This is a genomic window from Actinomadura logoneensis, assembly GCF_003428695.1.
Classification (GTDB): domain Bacteria; phylum Actinomycetota; class Actinomycetes; order Streptosporangiales; family Streptosporangiaceae; genus Spirillospora; species Spirillospora logoneensis.
Genome location: NZ_QURH01001036.1, coordinates 1 through 20,044, shown reverse-complemented (window position 1 = coordinate 20,044; position 20,044 = coordinate 1). Strand labels below are relative to the sequence as shown.

Here is a 20,044-nt window from a genome sequence, read left to right as displayed (position 1 = left end):
CGGCCCGCCCGGCGGTGGTCGATGGGTCCCGCCGGCGGTCGGGGGGTCCCGGCGGTGGTCGGCGGACGGGGTCCGGCGGCCGTCGCGGGCGGGGCTCGCGGGCGGGGCTCGGCGGTGGTTGGCGGGGTGGCCGGTGGGGTACGGACGGGTCGCGGCGCGGGAAAGCACTTGCCCGATATCTGGTCGAGTGCGCATTCTGGCGGGGTGAACAACAAGGTCGTGGTGGAATCGGCGAGCACCCTTCACGGGCAGCTCCAGCGTGGACTCGGCAGGGCGGCGCGCCGCGCCGCCGAGCGGCCGGGCGCCGGTGAGTACGTGTACGACTGCCTCCGGCGGGATCCGAGATGGGACCGCCAGTGCGAGTCGCGCGGCCTGTACTACGCGCGGTTGATGGTGGACCTGGAGCTCCCGGTCGGTCCGGTCGCCGAGCACCTGTTCGACGCCGACGACCTGCTGGAGGAGGACGGCCGCTGGCCGGGCCTGAGGGTCGGGCTGGCGCTGGAGACGCTCGCGGACCTGGTCCGGCTGAGCCGCCGCGAGGCCGCCGAGCCGCTGCGCCGGTACGCCGACGAGGGCGCGCAGTGGTTCGACGCGCTGACGCTGCTCGTCCGGCTGCGCGATCCGGCGCTGGCGTGGGACCTGGACGATCTGGCGGACGGCCGCTGCGACGACCACGACCTGGCGCAACTCGCCTGGGAGGTGGACAACCCCGTCCTGGAGATGTGGGCGGCGCGCAAGCCGCGCATCGCCGCGGCGCTGGCCAAGGAGCGCGAGCGGAAGGCGCGGCGTCCGGTGGGCCGGGCGCGCGACCCGCGGGACCGGTTCGCGCTCGCCGGAGGGGCCGCCGGGGTGGGCGGTGGTGAGGGCGGCCCCTCCGACACCGAGCTGGTCGAGCTGGCCCGCCAGGGCGACGACGCGTCCGTGGCGGCGCTGTTCGAGCTGGGCCGCAGGCGCGCGCCCGCGCTGCTGGACCTCGCCGAGGAGCTGTTGCCGCAGCGCAGGCCGCGCTGGATAGGAGCCGTCGGCAAGGCCGTCGAGTTCTACGGCCCGGAGGCGCTGCCCCGGGCGCGCGTGTGGGCGACGTCCTCCGGCCCGTGCGCGTACGTCGGCCTCCGGATGATCGCCAACCACGGCACCCGGCAGGACATCCCGCTGCTCATGGACGAGTTGACCGACGCGCTGGAGCGCGGGGCGTGGGGCGCGGCGGCCGAGCCCGTCGAGGGCCTGGGCAGGCTCCGCGCGGGGCAGGCCGTCCCGCTGCTGAAGTCCGCGTGGACCGACACCGAGTACGCGTTCCTGCGCCGCCGCATCCTGAGGGCGCTGGTCCGCACCGCGCCGCACACCGCCGAGTCCTACACGGTCGAGGGGCTGTGGGACTGCGAGGAACCGGTCCGGCGGACGGCCGCGGCGTCCGCGCCGATCACCGAGGAGACCCGGACCCGGTTGCAGCGCCTGGAGCACGACACCGCCGAGAGTCCCGAGGTGCGGGCGTCAGCGGCGTCCCGCCTCGCGCACTGAGTCCCCCGCCGCTCCCCCCGCTCCCGCCTTCGCGGTTCCGCCTTCCGGCTCGGGCTCCCGGCTCCGCGTCCCGCCGGACCGGTGTGATCATTCTTGTGCGGGGGCGGGACGCGGCGACTAGGATTCGCTCATGCGTTCGATCAGCGTCGCCGAGCGGCGGGCCCGCCTCGGCATCAGGCACCGGCTCGCCGCGGACGTCCGCACCGACGACCCCCTGGCGGTCGCCCGGTCGCTGACCGCCCTCCACGCCACCGACCCGGCGTCGGTGTTCCTCCAGGTCGCGGCGCGCGGGCGCACCACCGGACCGGGGCACGTGGAGAAGGCGCTCTACGACGACCGGACGCTGCTGCGGCTGCTGGCGATGCGCCGCACGATGTTCGTCGTCCCGACCGACTTCCTGCCCGCGCTGCAGGCGGCCGTCGCCGACCCGCTCGCCGTCAAGCAGCGCGCCCGGTACACCAAGCTCATGGCGGACGGGGGGCTCGGCGGCGACGACGTGGACGCCTGGCTCGCCGACGTCGAGGAGTCGACGCACCGGGCGCTGCTGGAGCTCGGGGCCGCGACGGGCGCGCAGCTCAGCGCGGCCGAGCCGCGGCTGCGCTCGCAGGTCCTCCTCGCCCCCGGCAAGTCGTACGAGAGCATGACCAACATCACGACGTGGGTGCTGGTCACGCTGGGCTGCGAGGGCCGGATCGTCCGGGGCCGTCCGAACGGGACGTGGGTCAGCAGCCAGTACGTGTGGTCGCCGATCGAGACGTGGCTGCCGGACGGCGTGCCCGCGCTGCCGCTGCCCGAGGCGCGGGCCGAGGTCGTCCGCCGCTACCTGCGCGCGTTCGGCCCCGCGACCGCGCTCGACGTCAAGTGGTGGACGGGCTGGACGGCGGGCGAGGTGAAGAAGGCCCTCGCCGACCTCGAGACCGCCGAGACCGACGCGGGACTCGTCCTCGCCGACGACCTGGAGCCGGTGCCCGCGCCCGAGCCGTGGGCCGCGCTGCTGCCCGCGCTGGACGCCACGCCGATGGGATGGAAGGAACGCGACTTCTACCTCGACCCCGCCCACGTCCCGGCGCTGTTCGACCGCAACGGCAACATCGGCCCGTCGGTGTGGTGGGACGGCCGGATCGTCGGCGGCTGGAGCCAGGACGCCGGCGGCGCGGTCGTGTTCCGCCTCCTGGAGGACGCGGGCGCCGCCGCGAAGGCCGCCGTCGAGGCCGAGGCGGAGCGGATGACCGCGTTCCTCGGCGGCGTCCGCATCACCCCGAGGTTCCGCACGCCTCTGGAACGCGAACTGTCGGCGTGAACACGCGCTCGGCCGGAGGCGGCGGCTGCGCCGCGGGTCAGCGGGGCAGGAGGCTTTCGGCGGGACGGTCCGTCCATCCCGCCTGCCGCACGACCTCGTAGCGCCACCGGTCCCCCGGGCGCAGGTCCGCGTCGCGGGCGCCGGGCGTCACGACGACCTCCTGGCTCGCGACGAGCCGTCCCGTCCCGGGGTCGATGAGGAGTTCGGAGTCGATCGTGCCGTACTCCGGTGACGTCGTCCGCAGCGCGACCCCCTGGCGCCGCCGCCCGGTCGCGTCGGCCGCGGTCACCGTCCGGACGCCGCGCAGGCCGGCGAGCAGGCGGTAGACCGCGATCCGGACGGCGTCGTCGACGGGTGCGTCCACGAGCAGGAACGAGGCGCCGCGGTACAGGTACGCGTCGGGGTCCGGGACGCGCCGTCCGCCGACCCGCACCGCGTAGTTGAGCAGCGCCGCCCGCAGTCGCGCCGGGTCGGCGGGGAGGCGCCGCGCCTCCGCCACGCCGAAGTCGAGGACCGGGCCGTCGGCGCCCATCTCCGGGCCGAGGGACCGCTCCGGCCGCCCCGCCCCCAACTCCTCGGCTCCCGGCCTGCCGTCCGCCTCCCAGCGGGCCGCGTCCACCGCGCTCACCGGCCGCACGGTGAGCCGGTCTCCCGGCCATTCCCAGCTCGCCGCCTTCGTCCCCGCGCCCGAGGGCCTGCCGGGGGCCTCCCGTGCCGGATGCGGTTCGCCGGTCGAGGCGAGGAGATGGTCGTCCCGCTCGACCTGCACGGCGTACGTCACACCGGGCCGGATCGGGGAGCGGACGACGACGGTCATGCCGATGGACGACTTCCGGTACCAGAGCCCTCCCGTGCGCGAGGACTTCGCCGCCCCGTCCGCCGCGGTGAGGAGCAGCCGCGCGGCGTCCCCCTCCTGGTAGTGGAGCGGCTCGATCGCGTAGTACGGAAGCGGGTCCCGCATATTGCCCGTGACCAGCGAGAACAGTGTGACGAGCGCAGCCGCGAGGGCGCCGGCCAACAGCAGGAAACCGGCCTTGGCGGGCCGTCCCGGGACCGCCGTCCTCCCGCGTCGCCCGCGCCGACGCCCGTCCCTCCCGCGGACGGCGACCTTTCCACGGACGGCGACCTCGCGCATGACGTCCTCCCGCGTGACGTCCTCCCGCTTGACGTCCTCCCGCTTGACGTCCTCCCGCTTGACGTCCTCGCGCGCGACGTTCTCGCGGGTCGTGTTCTCGCTCGCGATGGCGTCCATCAGCCGTGTGCGGGCGGCGGCGCGGGTGGCGGGCGAGGGCTCGCGTTCCACGGGGTGGAGGGCGGCCACCTTCTCCAGGTCAGGCACGGGCTCCTCCTCGGGTCGCCGACGACGGCTGTGGGTTCGGTCGGGGGCGGGGCCGGGGCGCGGGTGGGGGCGGCGGCGGGGGCAGGGCCTCCCGGACCTTCCTCCGCGCGCGGCTGAGCCGGGAGCAGACCGTCCCGTAGGCGATGCCGAGCGCCTGCGCGACCTCGGTGTAGCTCAGCTCCGCGAGCGCCACCAGCAGCAGGACGTCGCGGTCGCCGTGGGCGAGGTCGGCGAGGGCCGCGCTCAGCGTGCCGTCCTGGGCGGTCACCGCGCTGACGACGCGGTCCTCGTGTCCTTCGACGGCGTCCCGGCCGTCCATCCGGGCCATCGCCCGGTAGCGCCGCATCTCGCCGCGGCGGTGCCGGGAGACGAGGTTGGTGGCGATCCCGTACAGCCAGGGACGCGCCGACGTCCGCTCCGGGTCGTACGAGGCGCGGGCGCGGAACGCGACGAGGAACGTCTCGGCGGCGATGTCGTCGGCGGCGTCGGCGCCGAGACGGCGGTCCACGTACCGGTGGATCTCGGTGTAGTGGCGGTCGAAGATCTCGGCGAACCGCTCCGGCCGCTCCTGGGACCGCGCGATGATCTCCCCGTCGGACGGCTCCGCGGTCATCGGAGCCGTCCGCCGTCCAGTGGTCCGGGCATCGCGGCTCCTCCTGTCGGGGCGGGCTGACACTGGTGTTTGCCCGCAGGGGGCGCGGCCCTTCTCGGGGAGTGCCGCGATGCGGCGAGCCGCCAGGGGGCGCGGACGGCTCGCCTCATCGGGGGGGCGGGAGGGTCAGGCGCGATCCCGGGCGGCGGCGGAGGCGCGGTCGATGAGGTCCGCGATCACCTGGACCCTCTCCGGGGGCTGGCGGGCCAGCCACCGCAGGACCTCTCGGTCGTACTCGCCCAGCTCCAGGCCGTGCTCGGCGCACACCCGCGTGATGAGGTGGTGCGTCCGGGCGCGCATCACTCCGTGTTTGGCGTGCGATGCGTAGATGTCACGCACTTCGATATGGACGTCGGTCTCGGTGTCGTATGGTCCGCTCATCTCTTCCTTTCAGCTACCTCTATCGGTTCTTCGCGGCAGCGGGGTTTCTGCTTCCCGCACCCGGCCGGGAGGCGCCGCGAAGTCCAGCTGTCAGGGGCGTCACGGATTAGAGACGTGGAGATGACCGGCGGTTTACCGTGAACGCGGATTCTCTCGAAAGGGGTGCGGCCCATGGCGCTGCCCGAGCTGGAACCCGCGGTGCTGCCGCCCGAGGCCGAGCGGCTGCGCGAAGAGGTGCGCGGATTCCTGGCGGCGGCGCGGTTCGAGCCGCGGTGCGACTCGTGGCTGACCGGCGCGGACCCGGCGTTCAGCCGGGAGCTCGGCGCGCGGGGCTGGCTCGGGATCACGCTGCCCGTCGAGTACGGCGGGCACGGGCGGTCGGCGCTGGAGCGGTTCGTGGTGATCGAGGAGCTGCTCGCGGCGGGCGCGCCGGTCGCGGCGCACTGGATCGCCGACCGGCAGATGGGGCCGAGCCTCCTCGCGCACGGGACGCCGGAGCAGAAGCGGCGGTTCCTGCCCGCGATCGCGCGCGGCGAGTGCTTCTTCGCGATCGGGATGAGCGAGCCGGACGCCGGATCGGACCTGGCGTCCGTGCGCACGCGCGCGGAACGCACGCGCGCGGAACCCACGCGCGCGGAACCCACGCGCGCGGAACCCACGCCCGCGGAACCCACGCCCGCGGAACCCACGCGCGCGGAACGCACGCCCGCGGAACCCACGCGCGCGGAACGGACGCCCGCGGAACGGACGCGCGCGGAACGGGACGGCGGCGGGTGGCGGCTGACCGGGACGAAGGTGTGGACGAGCGGCGCGCACCTGGCGCACGCGATCGTCGTCCTGGCGCGCAGCACGCCGAGCGCGACGCGGCACGACGGGCTCAGCCAGTTCGTCGTCGAGCTGCCGTCGGACGGCGTGACGGTCCGTCCGATCCGGGGGCTGTCGGGTGAGCACCACTTCAACGAGGTGGTGTTCGACGGCGCGCCGGCCGAGCTGCTGGGCGCGGAGGGTGCGGGCTGGCGGCAGGTGACGGCGGAGCTGGCGTACGAGCGGTCCGGCCCGGAGCGGTTCCTGAGCACGTTCGCGCTGGTCCGGCTGGTGTGCTCGGTGGCTCCGGGGGCCGCGTCGGGACGGCTGCTCGGACGCCTGTGGGCGCTGCGGCAGGCGTCGCTGGCGGTCGCGGGAGCGCTGGCCGAAGGGCGCGCGCCCGAGCTGGAGGCGGCGCTGGTCAAGGACCTCGGGACGCGTTTCGAACGCGAGGTGATCGACGTGGCGCGCGACCGGCTCGGCGTGGAACCCGACCCCGTGTCCCCCGACCCAGCCGCTCGGCTGCTCGCGCAGGCCGTCGTCCAGGCGCCGGGGTTCACGCTGCGGGGCGGGACGAACGAGATCCTGCGCGGCATCGTCGCGCGGGCCCTGGAGGTGGGCTGACCATGGCCGACGACCGGCTGCTCAGGGAGACCGCCGACGCGGTCCTCGCGCTGGACGAGCCGTGGCCCGCGCTGGTGGAGGCGGGGCTGGCGGGCGTCGGCGTCCCGGAGGAGGCGGGCGGCAGCGGCGGCGACCTCGCGGACGCGGCCGTCCTGCTGCGGGCGCAGGGGTACCACGGCGCGGCCGTCCCGCTGGCGGAGACGCTGCTGGCCGGACGGCTGCTCGCCGCGGCCGCGCTTCCGGTGCCGCCGGGTCCGCTGACGGTCGTGCCGGGACGGTCCGCGCGCCGCGTCCCGTGGGCCCGGCGCGCGCACCGGCTCGTCGTGCTCGACGGGGACCGCGTCGCCGTCGTCGCGCCGGACGACGTCGAGACCGTCCCCGGGACGAACGTGGCGGGCGAGCCGCGCGACGACGTGACGGTCCGGGGTGAACTCGCGGCGGTGCCGTGTCCCGTCACGGCCGGGGACGTGGCGCTGCGCGGGGCGCTGCTGCGGTCCGTCCAGCTCACCGGGGCGATGCGGCGGGCGCTGGAGCTGACGGTGCGGCACGCGGGCGAGCGGGAGCAGTTCGGGCGGCCGGTCGGACGGTTCCAGGCGGTCCGGCAGCAGCTCGCCGAGCTGGCCGGGGAGGCCGCCGTCGCGGACGTCGCGGTGCGGGCCGCGCTGCGCACCCCGGGCGACGTGTTCGCGGTCGCGGCGGCGAAGCTGAACGCCTCGCGCGCGGCGGGAGCGGTCGCGGACCTCGCCCACCAGGTGCACGGCGCGATCGGGGTGACCTCGGAGCATCCGCTCGGCGCGCTGACGACGCGGCTGTGGGCGTGGCGGGACGAGTTCGGCGGCGAGGCGCACTGGGCGCGGCGGCTGGGTGAGCTCGGGCGCGTGCCGTGGGAGGAGGTCACCCGGACGGGCGGCCCGCCACCGGAGGGCGCCACCGTCTGGTAGCAAGGCGGACAGGGACACCGCGCCCCCACGGAGACCGAGAAGCCCCCCGGAGGCCGAGAAGCATGGCTCTCTTCGACCGCCTGCCCACTCCCCCGCTCCGCGTTCCCAAGCTCCCGCCGCGCGTGCCGCGCCACACCGTCCAGCGCGACATCCCGGTGCCCATGCCGGACGGCGTGACGCTGCTCGCCGACCGGTACGTCCCGCGCGGCGTCCGGAACCCTCCCACGCTGCTCGTCCGCACCCCCTACGGACGGCGCGGCCCGGCGGCGGTGCTGAACGGCCTGCCGTTCGTGCCGTTCGGGTTCCAGCTCGTCGTGCAGAGCGCGCGCGGCACCTCGGGGTCGGGCGGCGAGTTCGACCCGCTCGGGAGCGAGCGCGACGACGGCGCCGCGACCCTGCGGTGGCTGCGCGAGCAGCCCTGGTTCGGCGGGACGCTCGGCCTGTACGGGGCGTCCTACCTGGGATATTCGGCGTGGGCGATCGCGGCGGACGCGGGGCCGGAGCTCAGGGCGATGGCGCTGCAGGTGACGGCGTCGTCGTTCCGCGACGCCGCGTATGTCGGCGGGTCGTTCGCGCTGGAGTCCACGCTGACCTGGACGCACCTGACGCACAGCCAGACCGGCCGCCTGGGCCTGCTCACCGCGCCGCTGGTGTCGCGCCGCCGGGCGCTGCGGGCCGCCGCGTCGCTGCGTCCGCTCGCCGAACTGGACGTCCTGACCGGCGGCGCGCCCATGCGGTTCTACCAGGACCTGCTCGCCGCCCACGCGGACGGCACCGACTACTGGCTGCGCCGCGACTTCTCCGAAACCGTCGGACAGGTCGAGGCTCCGGTCACGCTCCTCGGCGGCTGGTACGACGTGTTCCTGCCGTGGGAGATCAAGGACTATCTCGCGTTGCGCGCCGCCGGGCACCGGCCGTACCTGACGATCGGCCCGTGGTGGCACGCCGACGCCCGGCACGGGCTCGTCGCCTTCCGGGAATCGCTCGCGTGGTTCCGCGCGCACCTGCTGGGCGCCACGTCCGGCCTGCGGACCCACCCCGTGCGGCTCTACGTCACCGGGGCGCGCGAGTGGCGCGACTACCGCGACTGGCCGCCGCCGGGCATGCGCCGGGAGCGGTGGCACCTGCACCGGGGCGGTGGACTCGGCCCGGACGGTCCGCTCCCGCACCGGCCCAGCACCTACCGGTACGACCCGGCGCGTCCGACACCCGCCCTCGGCGGCCCGACGCTGCTCGGCAGCTCCAAGCCCGTCGACAACCGCCCGCTGGAGCGGCGGCCCGACGTGCTGGTGTTCACCTCGCCGCCGCTGACCCGCGACCTGGAGGTGATCGGCCCGGTGTCGGCGGAGGTCTTCCTGCGGTCGAGCCGTCCGCACACCGACCTGGTCGTCCGGCTGTGCGACGTGGACGCGGACGGCGTCTCCCGCAACGTCTGCGAGGGTGGGCTGCGGCTGACGCCCGCGCACCCCGCGGACGGCGACGGCGTGCGCCGCGCGGTCGTGGACCTGTGGCCGACCGCGCGGCGGTTCCGGCGGGGGCACCGCGTCCGCGTCCACGTGACCAGCGGGGCCTACCCCAAGGTGGCGGTGAACCCCGGCACCGGCGCCCCGCTGGCCGGTCCGGCGCGGCCCGCCGTCCCGGCCGACCAGGAGGTCTTCCACGACCCGGACCGGCCGTCCGCGATCATCCTGCCGCTGGCCGGGCGCGGACCCGAGGCCGCGGTCGCGGATCCTGGTGCGGAGCCGGACACCGAACCCGCCACGGAACCCGACACCGAGCCCCAGGCGGAGCCGCCGGTCGCGGAAAGACGGGGCGGCGGCGCGGCGGCCGAGTAGGGTGCCGGGCATGGACGGCTGGCGGTTCACCGGCGATCCGGACGCGTTCGACGCGGCGGCCGGCGCCCTGCTGCGCGCCGACCCGGCCCGGAACACCACCCACCTGACCATCCTCGACACGCTGCGCCACACCGGCCCGCACGCCTACGGGACGGCCGACCCCGTCTTCGGATGGTTCGGCGGCGCGGAGCCGGTCGCGGCGTTCCTCTGCACCCCGACGTTCCCCATCCTGCTCACCGCCGCGCCGGACGACGCGGCCCGCGCGCTCGCCGAGACCCTGACGTTCGACCCCAGCGGCGTGAACGCCGAACCGTCCGCCGCCGCCGCGTTCGCGGCCGCGTGGGAGCGGCGGACGGGCGCGGTGCCCTGGACGCTGATGCAGCAGCGCCTGTACCGGCTGGAGACGCTGGTCCCGCCGCGTCCGACGCCGCCCGGCGCGGCGGGGACCGCCCGGGCCGCCGACGCGCCGCTCGTCCTGGGTTGGCTGGACGAGTTCACCGCCGAGGCGGGCGGCGCGGCGCCCGTCGCCGTCATGGAGGAGCGCCTGCGCACGGGCTGCGTCGTCCTCTGGGAGGTGGACGGCGAGCCGGTGGCGATGGCCGGGCGCACACCCGCGCTGGACGGCATGTCGCGCGTCGCGCCCGTCTACACGCGGCCCGCGCACCGCCGCCGCGGTTACGGCGCCGCGGTGACCGCCGCCGTCACCCGTTCGGCGCTGGACGCCGGCGTCCGGCACATCGTGCTGTTCACCGACCTGTCGAACCCGACCAGCAACGGCATCTACCGGGCCGTCGGCTACCGTCCGGTCACCGACCGGCTGCTCCTCGGGTTCGGTGAGGGGAACGGCTGACGCGGGGAAAGGTTCGCACCGGCCCGCGTCCGGTCCCGCCGATCCGGGGGTGCGCCGCCGCCGCGCTTCCTAGGATCGCGGTATGACCATCGACTTGTTCGCGGGCATCGCGGTCAGCGACTATCCGGCGGCGCTGGCGTGGTACGAGCGGCTGTTCGGCTCGCCGCCGGCGTTCGAGCCGAACGACGCCGAGGCGGTGTGGGAGGTCGCCGAGCACCGCTACGTCTACGTCGTCCACCTGCCCGAACGCGCCGGGCACTCCCTGACCACGGTGTTCACCGCGGACTTCGACGTGCGGCTGGCGGCGGTCCTGGTGCGCGGCCTGGTCCCGGCCAGCCGGGAGACCCTGGAGAACGGCGTCCGCAAGGCCACGTTCCGCGACCCGGACGGCAACGAGTTCTCCTTCGGCGGCAGCCCCTCCGCGGGCTGACACCGGGCCGCCGGAAACATCACCCAAAACGGCTGTAACCTGCCTGGATGGAGATCACGACGTTGGCGGAACGGCCGGAACTGGAGCGGGCCCTGCCGGAGCTGAGCGGGGAATGGCCCGGCTTCACCGGATACGACCCGGTCACCCAGGCGCGGTGGGCGGACATCCCCCGGCTCTTCCCCGAGTTCGTGATCGTCGCGACCGCGGACGGCGAGCTGGTCGCCCGGGGCTTCAGCGTCCCGTTCCGGTCCCGCGGCCCGCTCCCCGGCACGGGCTGGGACCAGGTGATGATCTGGGCGTTCCACGACCGGACCGCCGGGACGGGGCCCGACACGGTCAGCGCCATCGAGATCACCATCCGCGGCGACCGCCGCGGCACGGGCCTGTCCGGCACGATGCTCGCGGCGATGCGCGACAACGCCGCGGCGCGCGGGTTCGGCGAACTGGTCGCGCCCGTCCGGCCGAACGCCAAGCACCTGGAGCCGAGGACGCCGATGGCCGAGTACGCGCACCGCACCCGCGCGGACGGCCTGCCGCACGACCCCTGGCTCCGCGTCCACGTCCGCGCGGGCGGCGTCATCGACTCGGTCGCCCCCGCGTCCATGGTGGTCGCCGGCTCGCTCGCCCAGTGGCGCGACTGGACGGGCCTCCCGTTCGACACCCCCGGCCCCGTCGAGGTGCCCCAGGCGCTCGTCCCGGTGTCCTGCTCCCTCGACCACGACCACGCCGTCTATGTGGAGCCGAACGTCTGGGTCCGCCACTCCCTCCGGACGACGTGACGCCCGGACGACCGACATGACCGGCATGGCCTGGCATGACCGGGATGGCCAGGCGTGATCGGCACCGCATGACGCGGCACTAGCCTCCGAAAGAGACTCGATCGCCGCGCCAATTGGTCGAGCGGAGGAATTCCTCCCAGTTCAGCGCACCCGGGTCAACGCTCCGGCTCCACCGCAGGTCACGGTCGTCCCGGTAGTACCCGACTCCACCGCGTACTCGGCCATGCCGAGGATCTCGTCGACCAGAAGAGGGTTCTCTCCCAGTTCGGGGAAGTAGGTGAGCAGCTCTTCCCGGAAGAAGGCGCTCCTCCCGCCGCGTGCGGCGCCGGTCAGGAACCGTAGGAGTCGTGCCAGTTCCACCACTGGTAGGGCGGGGTCTGCTCATGCCCCTCGGGTGAGTCCTCCCAGGTCTCCTGGCGGCCGAGGGCGGTGATGTCCAGGTAGGCCCAGGTGCCGCCCATGGCCTCGTCGCCCCGCTTGTTGACGAAGTAGGTGCGGTAGACGGTGTCGCCGTCGCGGATGAACGCGTTCGTGCCGTGCCATTCGTCCACGCCGTGGTCGACGTCGAAGCCGTCGGTGATCGTGTACCAGGGCATCGTCCAGCCCATGCGGTCCTTCATCCGCGTGATCTCCGGCTGCGGGGCGCGGGACGCGAACGCGAGCGTCGTGTCGCGGGCGTTCAGGTGGGCCGTGTGCGCCACCTGGTCGGCGACCAGCGAGCAGCCGGGGCAGGGCCGGTTCGGCCAGTCGCCGACGCCCGGCTCGAAGAACGCGCGGTAGACGATCAGCTGGCGGCGGCCCTCGAACAGGTCGAGCAGGCTTACCTCGCCGTCCGGGCCGTCGAGCACGTACGGCTCGTCGACGCGCAGCCACGGCATCCGGCGGCGCCGCGCCGCGAGCGCGTCCCGGGCCCGGGTGAGCTCCTTCTCCTGGACGAGCAGGCGCTCGCGCGCCGCCTCCCACTCCTCGCGGGAGACGACGGGTGCGATCTTCATGGGGGTTCTCCTAGGTGTCGAGATGGTCGCGCAGGGCGGCCAGGGGGCCGTCCCAGTCGCGGGCGAGGGCGGCGAGGTACCGCTGTGCCACCCGCATGGGGGCGGAGCGGAGCCGGTACCGGACGCGGCGCCGCTCCCCCGGTTCGGCCGTCACCAGCCCCGCGTCGGCGAGCAGGGCGATGTGCTTGGCGACGGCCTGCCGGGTGATCGGAAGGCGCGCGGCGAGGTCGGTCGCGGTGGCCGGGCCGCCCGCGGCCAGCTCCGCCAGGAGGGCGCGCCGGGTGGGGTCGGCCAGCGCGGTGAAGACCTGCTCGGCGACCGCCTCGTCGTCCGACCCGGCGTCCGACACCGCGTCCGACCCGGCGTCCGACACCCCGTCCGACACCGCGTCCGACCCGGCGTCCGATACCGCTGCCGGCTCCGCGCCCGTCTCCGCGTCCGTGGCCGGGCGCGCTCCGGGGCTTACGCCGGACGCCGGGCCGGGACCGGGTCCGGAGGCCGGGCCGTCGGGTCGTCCGGCATCAGGCCGCATCGAGGTGGCCGGTGAGGTTGCGGAACTGGGCCGCCCAGCCGTCGGTGTTCCCGCCGAACGCCTTGGCGTGCTCGCCCTCGGGGAGCTGCGCGAAGCCCGTCTCGACGACCGTCAGCCGGGTCCCGCCACCGGACGGCTCGAGGGTGAACTCCACGTAGGTGCGGCGCGGGTCGTCGTCGGGCAGGCCGAAGATCTGCCAGGTGAACCCGAACACCGCCGGCTTCTCGACGCGCTCGACCCGCAGGCGCCGCGACGTGCCGTCGCCGAACCGCATCCACGCCGCGCCGCCGGGCTCCAGCTCGATGCCGGCGGCCACGGCGAACCACGCGGCCAGCCCGTCGGCCGTGGTGAGCGCGTCCCACACCTTCGCGGGCGGGTGCGCGAGGTCGATGCTGCGCTCGATCCGATCCGGAAATCCCATGACGCCCTCCCAGTGGCAACCGATTGGTTGCGACACTATGGCAACCAACCGGTTGCGTCAATGGGCGACCGCCCGGAGGTTCCGTGCCGGAAGCGGGCCGCGGCGGCGAGAAGCCCCTCCCCGTCCGCGCCGGAGGCGGGCCGGGAAGGGGCTTGGGGCGGGCCGGGAAGGGGCTCGGGGCGGGCCGGGGCGACTCAGCGCAGACGGCGCAGGTAGGGGTCCCAGACGCGGTGCGGCGCCAGGCGGACGCGGGCGTCGACGGCCACGATCCCGTCCGGGCGGACGATCACCGGGTTGAGGTCGAGTTCGGCGATCTCCTGGTGGTCGGCCACGAGCCTGGAGAGGCGCAGCAGCGCGTCGCGCAGCGCGGGGAGGTCCCCGGCGGGACGCGCGGCGTGGCCCGCCAGGACCGCCGCCACCCGGGGCGCGCCCGCCAACTCCTCGGCCTCCCGCTCGGTGAGAGGAGCCAGCCTGGCGGCGCGGTCGGCGAGGGCCTCGGTGTCCACGCCCCCGGCACCGAAGATCACGACGGGGCCGAACACGTCGTCCTGGACGGCGCCGCACAGCACCTCCACGCCCTCGGCGGCCATCGCCTGCACCACCACCGCCCGGAGCCGGTCCCCGAACCCGTCGGCCAGGCTCCGGTACGCGTCGCGGACGGCCCGCTCCCCGCGCAGGTCCAGACGCAGCGCGCCCGCCGCCGTCTTGTGCACCACGCCCTCGACGTCGGCCTTGAGCACCACCGGGCCGCCGATCTCGGCGGACGCCGCGACGGCCTCCCGCTCGCCGCGCGCCACCCGCCACGGCGCGAGGGGCAGGCCGTAGGACTCCAGCAGCTCGAACGTCGGAACGGGCGGCAGCCAGCCGCCGTCCGGCGCGACCTTCAGGAAGCCCTCGATGAGGGCCGCCGCCCGCCCGGTGTGCAGTCCGGGCAGCTCCGGTGGCAGGCCCGGCGCCCGGTCGCGGCGCCGGGCGTAGGACCAGGCGTGCGCCAGCGCGCGGGCGGCGTTCTCCGGGTAGGCGTAGGACGGCACGCCCCGCTCCGTGACCAGCACGCTCTCCGGCTGGCCGAGGACGACGGCGGCGATCGGCTTCGCGCAGCCGTCCAGGGCTCCGGTCAGCTCGCCGAGGGCGGTCGGCGCCACGACGGCGATGACGGCGTCCACGGAGTCGTCGGCGGCGAGCAGGTCGATCGCGCGGCGGAACGCCTCGGCGGAGACGGCGGCCGTGGTGTCCACCGGATCGGTCACGGCGGCACCGGCGGGAAGCGCCTCGGCGAGCGCGCGCCGCGTGGCCGGGGCGAGGTCCGGGACGGCGAGGCCCGCGTCGGTGCAGGCGTCGGCGGTGAGGACGCCCGCGCCCCCGGCGTTGGACACCACCGCGACGCGCGGCCCGGACGGCGGCGCCTGGGTCGCCAGCACCGCGGCGGCGTCCACCAGCTCGCCCAGGTCGTCGGTCGCGACGATGCCCGCCTGCTCGAACAGCGCGCGGCGGGTCGCCTCCGGCGTCGCGGCGGCGGCGGTGTGCGAGGCCGCCGCGCGGGTCCCGGGGTCCGACCGTCCGGCGAGGACGGTCAGCAGCGGCATCCGCGCGGCCACCCGGCGGGCCGTCCGGGCGAACTTGCGGGGGCTGCCGAACGACTCCACGTGCAGCAGGCCCAGCCGCGTGGTCTCGTCCGACTCCCACCACATGAGCATGTCGTTGGCGCTGACGTCGTACTTGTCGCCCAGGGACGCGAAGGACGACACGCCGATGCCGAGGCGGGAGAGGTGGTCGAGCAGCGCGATGCCGACGCCGCCCGACTGCACCGCCACCCCGGCGACGCCGCGCGCGGGCGGCCGGGCGGCGAAGGTCGCGTTCAGCGGACCGGTCGCGTGCGGCGCGTCCGACACGTCCGACGCGCCCGACGCCGCCGGTGCGTCCGATGCCTCCGACGCGTCCGTCACGCCGGACGTCTCGGCCACTCCGAGGCAGTTGGGCCCGACCAGCCGGATGCCGTGCTCCCGGCAGGTCGCCAGCAGTTCGGCGCCCTGCCGCTCGGACAGCCCGGACGTGATCGCGACGAGGCCCCGGACGCCCGCCGCCCCGCACTCGGCCGCCACCCCGGCCAGCGCGTCCGCCGGGACAGCGACGACCGCGAGATCGACCGGGCCGGGCAGGTCGGAGAGGGACGCCACGCAGGGCACGCCGTGCAGCTCGGTCCCGGCGGCGTGCGGGTTGACCGCGTACAGCGGCCCAGCGAAACCGCCGTCCCGGATGCTCCGCAGCAGCGCCGTCCCCACCGTCCCGGTGCGGCGGCTCGCGCCGACGACCACGACCGCCCGCGGACGCAGCAGCGGCGCGAGGCTGACCACCGTCGTGTTGCGCTCCCGCTCGGCCACCGCGTCCAGGTACCGCTCGTCGGTCACCAGCGGCATCGTGATCTCCACGACGCCGGACGTGGCGCGCCGCCTGGCGGGCATCCCGGCGTCGGCGAAGACCCGCAGCATCGCGCCGTTCTCGGCGAGGGTGTCGGCCCGGAACGCCACGATCCCGCGCTCCCGGGCCAGCGAGCCCAGGTGCTCCAGCAGCAGGGTGCCGACACCGCGGTGGTGCGTCCGGTCGGCGACGGCCATCGCGATCTCCGCCTCGTCCGGCACGTCGGACGCCTCGTACCCCGCGACGCCCACCAGCTCGCCGCGCAGCCACGCCCCCAGCGCGGCGTGCTCCGGCGAGTCCGGACGGCAGACCTGGTCGGCGACCTGGTCGGCCATCGCCCGGTTCAACCCGAAGAACCGCCGGTAAAGGCTCTCGTCGCTGAGTCCCCGGTGCAGCGCGCGGACCGCCTCGCGGTCGTCCGCGGTGAGCCGCCTGATCTCCACCTGCGAGCCGTCGGTGAGCAACGCGTACACCCGGCCGCTGGACGTCTGTGCTCTCATGCCCCCATCCTCCGGCGGCGGGACCGTCCGATCAGTCCACCGAACGTCACATCCTCAGGGACCTTCGGTCCTCGCGGAACGGGCGCGTCCCGGCATGTCGGGGCGCCGGGGGTCACGGCTCCACGACCATGACGTCCTCGACCGGCCGCCGGACGGACGCCGGGTCGCGGCGCGCCGGGACGCCGAACCGCAGGAGCAGCTGCGGGTACGCCCCGTCGCAGAAGTGGGCGCGGACGGATTCGCGCAGCTCAGGGACCTGCATGGCCTGCGTGTGGTACGCGGCGGCCAGGCCGTGCCCGGCGGCGACCAGCAGGACGCGCTCCAGCGCCTCGCCCGCGCGCAGCCACGCGTCCGGCCCGTCCCCGGCCGTGACGAGCAGCAGCACGACGCCCGTCGCCCCATCGTCCTCGGCCCCTCCGCTCTCGCTTTGCTCCGCCTCGCCCTGCCGGACCTTGCCTTGCCCGGTCTCGCCCTGCCCGGCCTCGGCGCTCTGCCCGGCCTCGCCGTCGCGCGGGTCGGCGCCCCATCCGTGGCCGCGGGCGAAGTCGCGCGCCGCGAAGTCCGGTTCCATGCGCGGCGTCTGCTTCGGGTAGGCCTCCGGCTGGACGCCGTCCCGGCGGGTGCTCGCGGGCGACGGAGCCCAGCGCACCAGCTCCGACATGTAGGCGGGCGTGCGGCGCTGGATGTGCTCGGCGGCGCCGGTCAGCGCGGCGAGCGCGCCCGTGACGTGGACGTCGGCGGCCTCGATGAGCCGTGCCCCCTCCCGGTCGGCGGCCCGGGCGAGGTCCTCGACCACCCCGGCCGGCACCGGATCGGGCCGGAACCCGCCGCGGTGGCTGTGCCGCCGCGCGATCTGCGCGTACTCCCGGCCGGTCTCGTCGGGCACCGGGTCGCGGACGGCCCGCGCCTCGACGTCGGCCAGCAGGTACGGGCGGTCCGCGTCGGGCAGCAGCCGCACGTCCGGCTCGTACCCGCGTTTCCGCAGCGCCAGGCGCAGGTTGTAGAGGGCCGCGCCGCAGCTGATCAGCATCTCGCGGCCGTACGGGTCGGCGACGTCCAGCCGCCGGTCGGGGTCGGCCCGCAGGGAGATCCGGGATCCGCGCACGCCGAAGCGCCACGGCTGGGTGTTGTGCACCGACGGCGCCCGGACCGCGTCCGCCACCGCGCCGCGGACGACGTCGAGCCCGATCGCCGCGCTGTCGCCGGTCTGCATGTCGCCGGTCTGCATGTCGCCGGTCTGCATCGGTCGCTCCTCTCCTTGAGCCCGCCGTTCTCAGTCCACCACCCCGCGCACCCTGGGCAAAAGGGCCGAAAGTCCGCGGTCGGGCCCCGCCCGACCGGGTGCACAGGCGGCCTGCGCGGGCCTCGGGACGGCCGCGCCCCGCCTCCCTCACCCCAAGCAAAAAAGCGACAAAGAAATCGCCCGGTGCAGGAGCGTCCGGCCGGGAGTCAGGGCGCCGAGGACGGGACGACGGCGACCGTGCAGGGCGCGTGCTGGAGCATCGCCGAGCTCGTCGACCCGAGGAGCAGAGGGGCGAGGCTCCCGGTGCCGCGGTCGCCCACCACGATCAGGTCGGCGTCCTCCGCCGCCTCCAGCAGGGCCTCGCGGGGACGGTCGAGCACCGCCGCGACCCGCACGTGCGCCTCCGGGTACCGTTCGCGCCACGGCGCGACGGCCCGCTCCAGGACCGCCGTGCGCACCCGGACGAGCCGCTCCTTGTCGCCGAACAGCGGCAGTTCGGACTCGTCCACCGCTCCCGGCTCCCACACCCCGTACACGACGCGGACCTCCCAGCCCCGCAGCACGGCCTCCTCGACGGCGAACCCCAGCGCCGCGTGGCCGCCCGGCGACCCGTCCACCCCGGCGACCACGCGGCCCGGAACACCGCCCCGGACATGGCCGACACGGCCGACACGGCCGTCGCGGCGGACGACCACCACGGGCCGGTGCGCCCGGACGGGGAGCTGCAGCGCGGTGGACCCGACCGGCAGGCGGTGCCGTTCGTGCGAGCCGACGACGATCAGCTCCGCCTCCTCCGACTCCGCCACCAGCGCGTCCGCGACGGGCTTGGGACGCAGCCGGACGGTGACGGGCCCCGCCGCGCCCAGCCCGCGCGCCTTCTCCCCGGCGTCCTTGAGGAGCGTCTCCCCGGCCCGCCGGACGATCGACTCCACGTCGCGGTCCACGTACCCGGCGGGGTACGGCCAGTGCCAGCAGTGGCAGATGACCAGCTCCAGGCCGCGCAGCCGCGCCTCCTCGGCCGCCCAGGCCAGGGCGGGCTCGTTGTCCTCCGAGGCGTCGTAGCCGAGCAGCACCCGCGCCCTCTGGGCTCTGTCCAGTCCACCCATCCTCGACCCCTCCCCCGAGACGGCACTCCGGTTGATACCCAGCGCCGGCCGGACGCAGACGGAAGTGGGGGAAAGTGCCGGCGGGACGGCGGAAGGCTTCCGGAACAGCGGAGTCCTCGGGAACAGGAGATGAGACCGCGCCGAAACGGGCATCCTCCCGGTATCCGCCTCGAACCACGAGGCGAAAGGGACCGCATGGACCAGTGGATCCTCGCCTACGACGGCTACGACCCCGCCTCCGAGCGCCTGCGCGAGGCGCTGTGCACGCTGGGCAACGGCCGTTTCGCCACGCGCGGCGCGGCTCCCGAGTCGGCCGCGGACGCGGTGCACTACCCGGGGACCTACGTGGCGGGCTGCTACGACCGGCTCGTGGCCGAGGTCGCCGGGCGCCGGGCCGACAACACCGACCTGGTCAACGTCCCGAACTGGCTGCCGCTGACGTTCCGCGCCGCCGGGGGCGAGTGGTTCGACCTCGACCGGGTCGCCGGGGACGGGCGGCTGCTGTCCTTCGAACAGGAACTGGACCTGCGCCGAGGCGTCCTGACCCGGCTGCTGCGCTTCCGCGACGAGGCCGGCCGGACGTTCCGCCTCGCCCAGCGGCGGATCGTCTCCATGGACGACCCGCGCCTGGCCGCCCTCGAGACCACGATCGTGCCGGAGGACTGGTCCGGCACGCTCGAGATCCGCTCCGCGCTGGACGGCCGGGTCGCCAACACCGGCGTCGCCCGCTACCGGAACCTGCCCGGCACCCACCTGACGCGCGAGGCGCCCCTCAACCCCGACGACCCCGCGCTCGCCGCGCTCCGGACGACGACCCTGTCGTCCCGCACGGCCGTCGCCGTGGCGGCCCGCACCCGCGCGTCCCGTCCCGCCGAGCCGTCGAGGCGGAGCGAACCGGGCTGGACGGCGGTGGACCTGCGGCTGGCGGCCGTCCGGGGCGAGCCGGTGACGGTCGAGAAGGTCGCGGCCGTCCTCACCTCGCGGGACCGCGCCGTCGAGGAGCCCGGCGCGGCGGCACTGGCCGCCGTCCGGGACGCCGGCGACTTCGACACGCTGGTGGAGCGGCACGGGCTCGCCTGGACCCACCTGTGGCGGCGCGCCCGGCTCAGGATCGACCACCCGGACGTGCAGCGCGTCCTCAACCTGCACATCTTCCACCTGCTGCAGACGGTCTCGCCGCACAGCGTGGAGCTGGACGCCGGGGTGCCCGCGCGGGGCCTGCACGGCGAGGCGTACCGCGGCCACGTCTTCTGGGACGAGCTGTTCATCCTGCCGTTCCTGACCACGCGCTTCCCCGAGATCGCCAAGGCCCTGCTGATGTACCGGTACCGGCGGCTGCCCGCGGCGCGGCGCGCGGCGGCGCGGGCGGGCGGGCG

Annotated in this window: 18 protein-coding genes and 1 pseudogene; 9 read left to right on the top strand and 10 right to left on the bottom strand. The window is 75.7% G+C overall.

Annotated elements, in window-relative coordinates; translation table 11 throughout:
• The first annotated feature begins 204 nt into the window (after positions 1–204).
• On the top strand, positions 205–1,518 hold the full coding sequence (locus DZF91_RS36590) for a hypothetical protein (protein WP_235834825.1): 1,314 nt from the start codon (positions 205–207) through the stop codon (positions 1,516–1,518).
• A gap of 130 nt (positions 1,519–1,648) precedes the next feature.
• Entirely contained in the window at positions 1,649–2,818 is a 1,170-nt protein-coding gene (locus tag DZF91_RS36585; protein WP_117361603.1) for a winged helix DNA-binding domain-containing protein, read from the top strand.
• Between the two features lie 37 nt (positions 2,819–2,855).
• Here DZF91_RS36585 and DZF91_RS36580 read toward each other — a convergent pair whose 3' ends face one another.
• The 3 genes from DZF91_RS36580 to DZF91_RS36570 all read right to left on the bottom strand — a co-directional run bounded on the left by DZF91_RS36580 (position 2,856) and on the right by DZF91_RS36570 (position 5,190).
• Complete coding sequence (locus DZF91_RS36580; protein WP_117361602.1) at positions 2,856–4,157, bottom strand: hypothetical protein; 1,302 nt, start codon at positions 4,155–4,157, stop codon at positions 2,856–2,858.
• Positions 4,150–4,770: an RNA polymerase sigma factor gene (locus tag DZF91_RS36575; RefSeq protein WP_117361601.1), complete on the bottom strand. Its 621-nt coding sequence runs from the start codon at positions 4,768–4,770 to the stop codon at positions 4,150–4,152. Before DZF91_RS36575 ends, DZF91_RS36580 begins: the two co-directional genes overlap by 8 nt.
• Positions 4,771–4,935: 165 nt before the next feature.
• Positions 4,936–5,190: a hypothetical protein gene (locus DZF91_RS36570; protein WP_117361600.1), complete on the bottom strand. Its 255-nt coding sequence runs from the start codon at positions 5,188–5,190 to the stop codon at positions 4,936–4,938.
• A gap of 171 nt (positions 5,191–5,361) precedes the next feature.
• Between DZF91_RS36570 and DZF91_RS36565 the strand changes: the two genes are divergently transcribed.
• From DZF91_RS36565 to DZF91_RS36540, 6 genes are all read left to right on the top strand, one after another.
• Positions 5,362–6,618 carry an acyl-CoA dehydrogenase family protein gene (locus DZF91_RS36565; RefSeq protein WP_117361599.1) on the top strand — a complete coding sequence of 419 codons (1,257 nt, stop codon included), beginning with the start codon at positions 5,362–5,364 and terminating at the stop codon, positions 6,616–6,618.
• Positions 6,619–6,620: 2 nt separating this feature from the next.
• Entirely contained in the window at positions 6,621–7,559 is a 939-nt protein-coding gene (locus tag DZF91_RS36560) for an acyl-CoA dehydrogenase family protein (protein ID WP_117361598.1), read from the top strand.
• 62 nt (positions 7,560–7,621) lie between these two features.
• Positions 7,622–9,394 (top strand): CocE/NonD family hydrolase, encoded by a 1,773-nt coding sequence (locus DZF91_RS36555; protein WP_117361597.1) that lies wholly within the window; start codon positions 7,622–7,624, stop codon positions 9,392–9,394.
• Between the two features lie 10 nt (positions 9,395–9,404).
• On the top strand, positions 9,405–10,244 hold the full coding sequence (locus tag DZF91_RS36550; protein WP_117361606.1) for a GNAT family N-acetyltransferase: 840 nt from the start codon (positions 9,405–9,407) through the stop codon (positions 10,242–10,244).
• A gap of 82 nt (positions 10,245–10,326) precedes the next feature.
• Complete coding sequence (locus DZF91_RS36545) at positions 10,327–10,674, top strand: VOC family protein (protein WP_117361596.1); 348 nt, start codon at positions 10,327–10,329, stop codon at positions 10,672–10,674.
• A gap of 47 nt (positions 10,675–10,721) precedes the next feature.
• Positions 10,722–11,453 (top strand): GNAT family N-acetyltransferase, encoded by a 732-nt coding sequence (locus tag DZF91_RS36540; protein ID WP_117361595.1) that lies wholly within the window; start codon positions 10,722–10,724, stop codon positions 11,451–11,453.
• A gap of 141 nt (positions 11,454–11,594) precedes the next feature.
• On the opposite strand, the gene DZF91_RS36535 is transcribed toward DZF91_RS36540, so the two are convergent.
• From DZF91_RS36535 to DZF91_RS36505, 7 genes are all read right to left on the bottom strand, one after another.
• Entirely contained in the window at positions 11,595–11,813 is a 219-nt protein-coding gene (locus DZF91_RS36535; RefSeq protein ID WP_147341550.1) for a hypothetical protein, read from the bottom strand.
• Positions 11,783–12,448: a DUF899 domain-containing protein gene (locus DZF91_RS36530; RefSeq protein WP_117361593.1), complete on the bottom strand. Its 666-nt coding sequence runs from the start codon at positions 12,446–12,448 to the stop codon at positions 11,783–11,785. Before DZF91_RS36530 ends, DZF91_RS36535 begins: the two co-directional genes overlap by 31 nt.
• 10 nt (positions 12,449–12,458) lie before the next feature.
• Positions 12,459–12,833 (bottom strand): ArsR/SmtB family transcription factor, encoded by a 375-nt coding sequence (locus tag DZF91_RS36525; protein WP_235834824.1) that lies wholly within the window; start codon positions 12,831–12,833, stop codon positions 12,459–12,461.
• 136 nt (positions 12,834–12,969) lie between these two features.
• Positions 12,970–13,401, bottom strand: a complete 432-nt coding sequence (locus DZF91_RS36520) for an SRPBCC domain-containing protein (RefSeq protein ID WP_117361592.1) — start codon at positions 13,399–13,401, stop codon at positions 12,970–12,972.
• Between the two features lie 194 nt (positions 13,402–13,595).
• On the bottom strand, positions 13,596–16,319 hold the full coding sequence (locus DZF91_RS36515; protein WP_117361591.1) for a bifunctional acetate--CoA ligase family protein/GNAT family N-acetyltransferase: 2,724 nt from the start codon (positions 16,317–16,319) through the stop codon (positions 13,596–13,598).
• Between the two features lie 112 nt (positions 16,320–16,431).
• Positions 16,432–17,562: an Acg family FMN-binding oxidoreductase gene (locus tag DZF91_RS36510; protein ID WP_199487133.1), complete on the bottom strand. Its 1,131-nt coding sequence runs from the start codon at positions 17,560–17,562 to the stop codon at positions 16,432–16,434.
• A gap of 206 nt (positions 17,563–17,768) precedes the next feature.
• Entirely contained in the window at positions 17,769–18,668 is a 900-nt protein-coding gene (locus DZF91_RS36505; RefSeq protein ID WP_117361590.1) for a universal stress protein, read from the bottom strand.
• Positions 18,669–18,863: 195 nt separating this feature from the next.
• Between DZF91_RS36505 and DZF91_RS36500 the strand changes: the two are divergent.
• Positions 18,864–20,044, top strand: a pseudogene (locus DZF91_RS36500) (glycoside hydrolase family 65 protein); the annotation flags it as partial.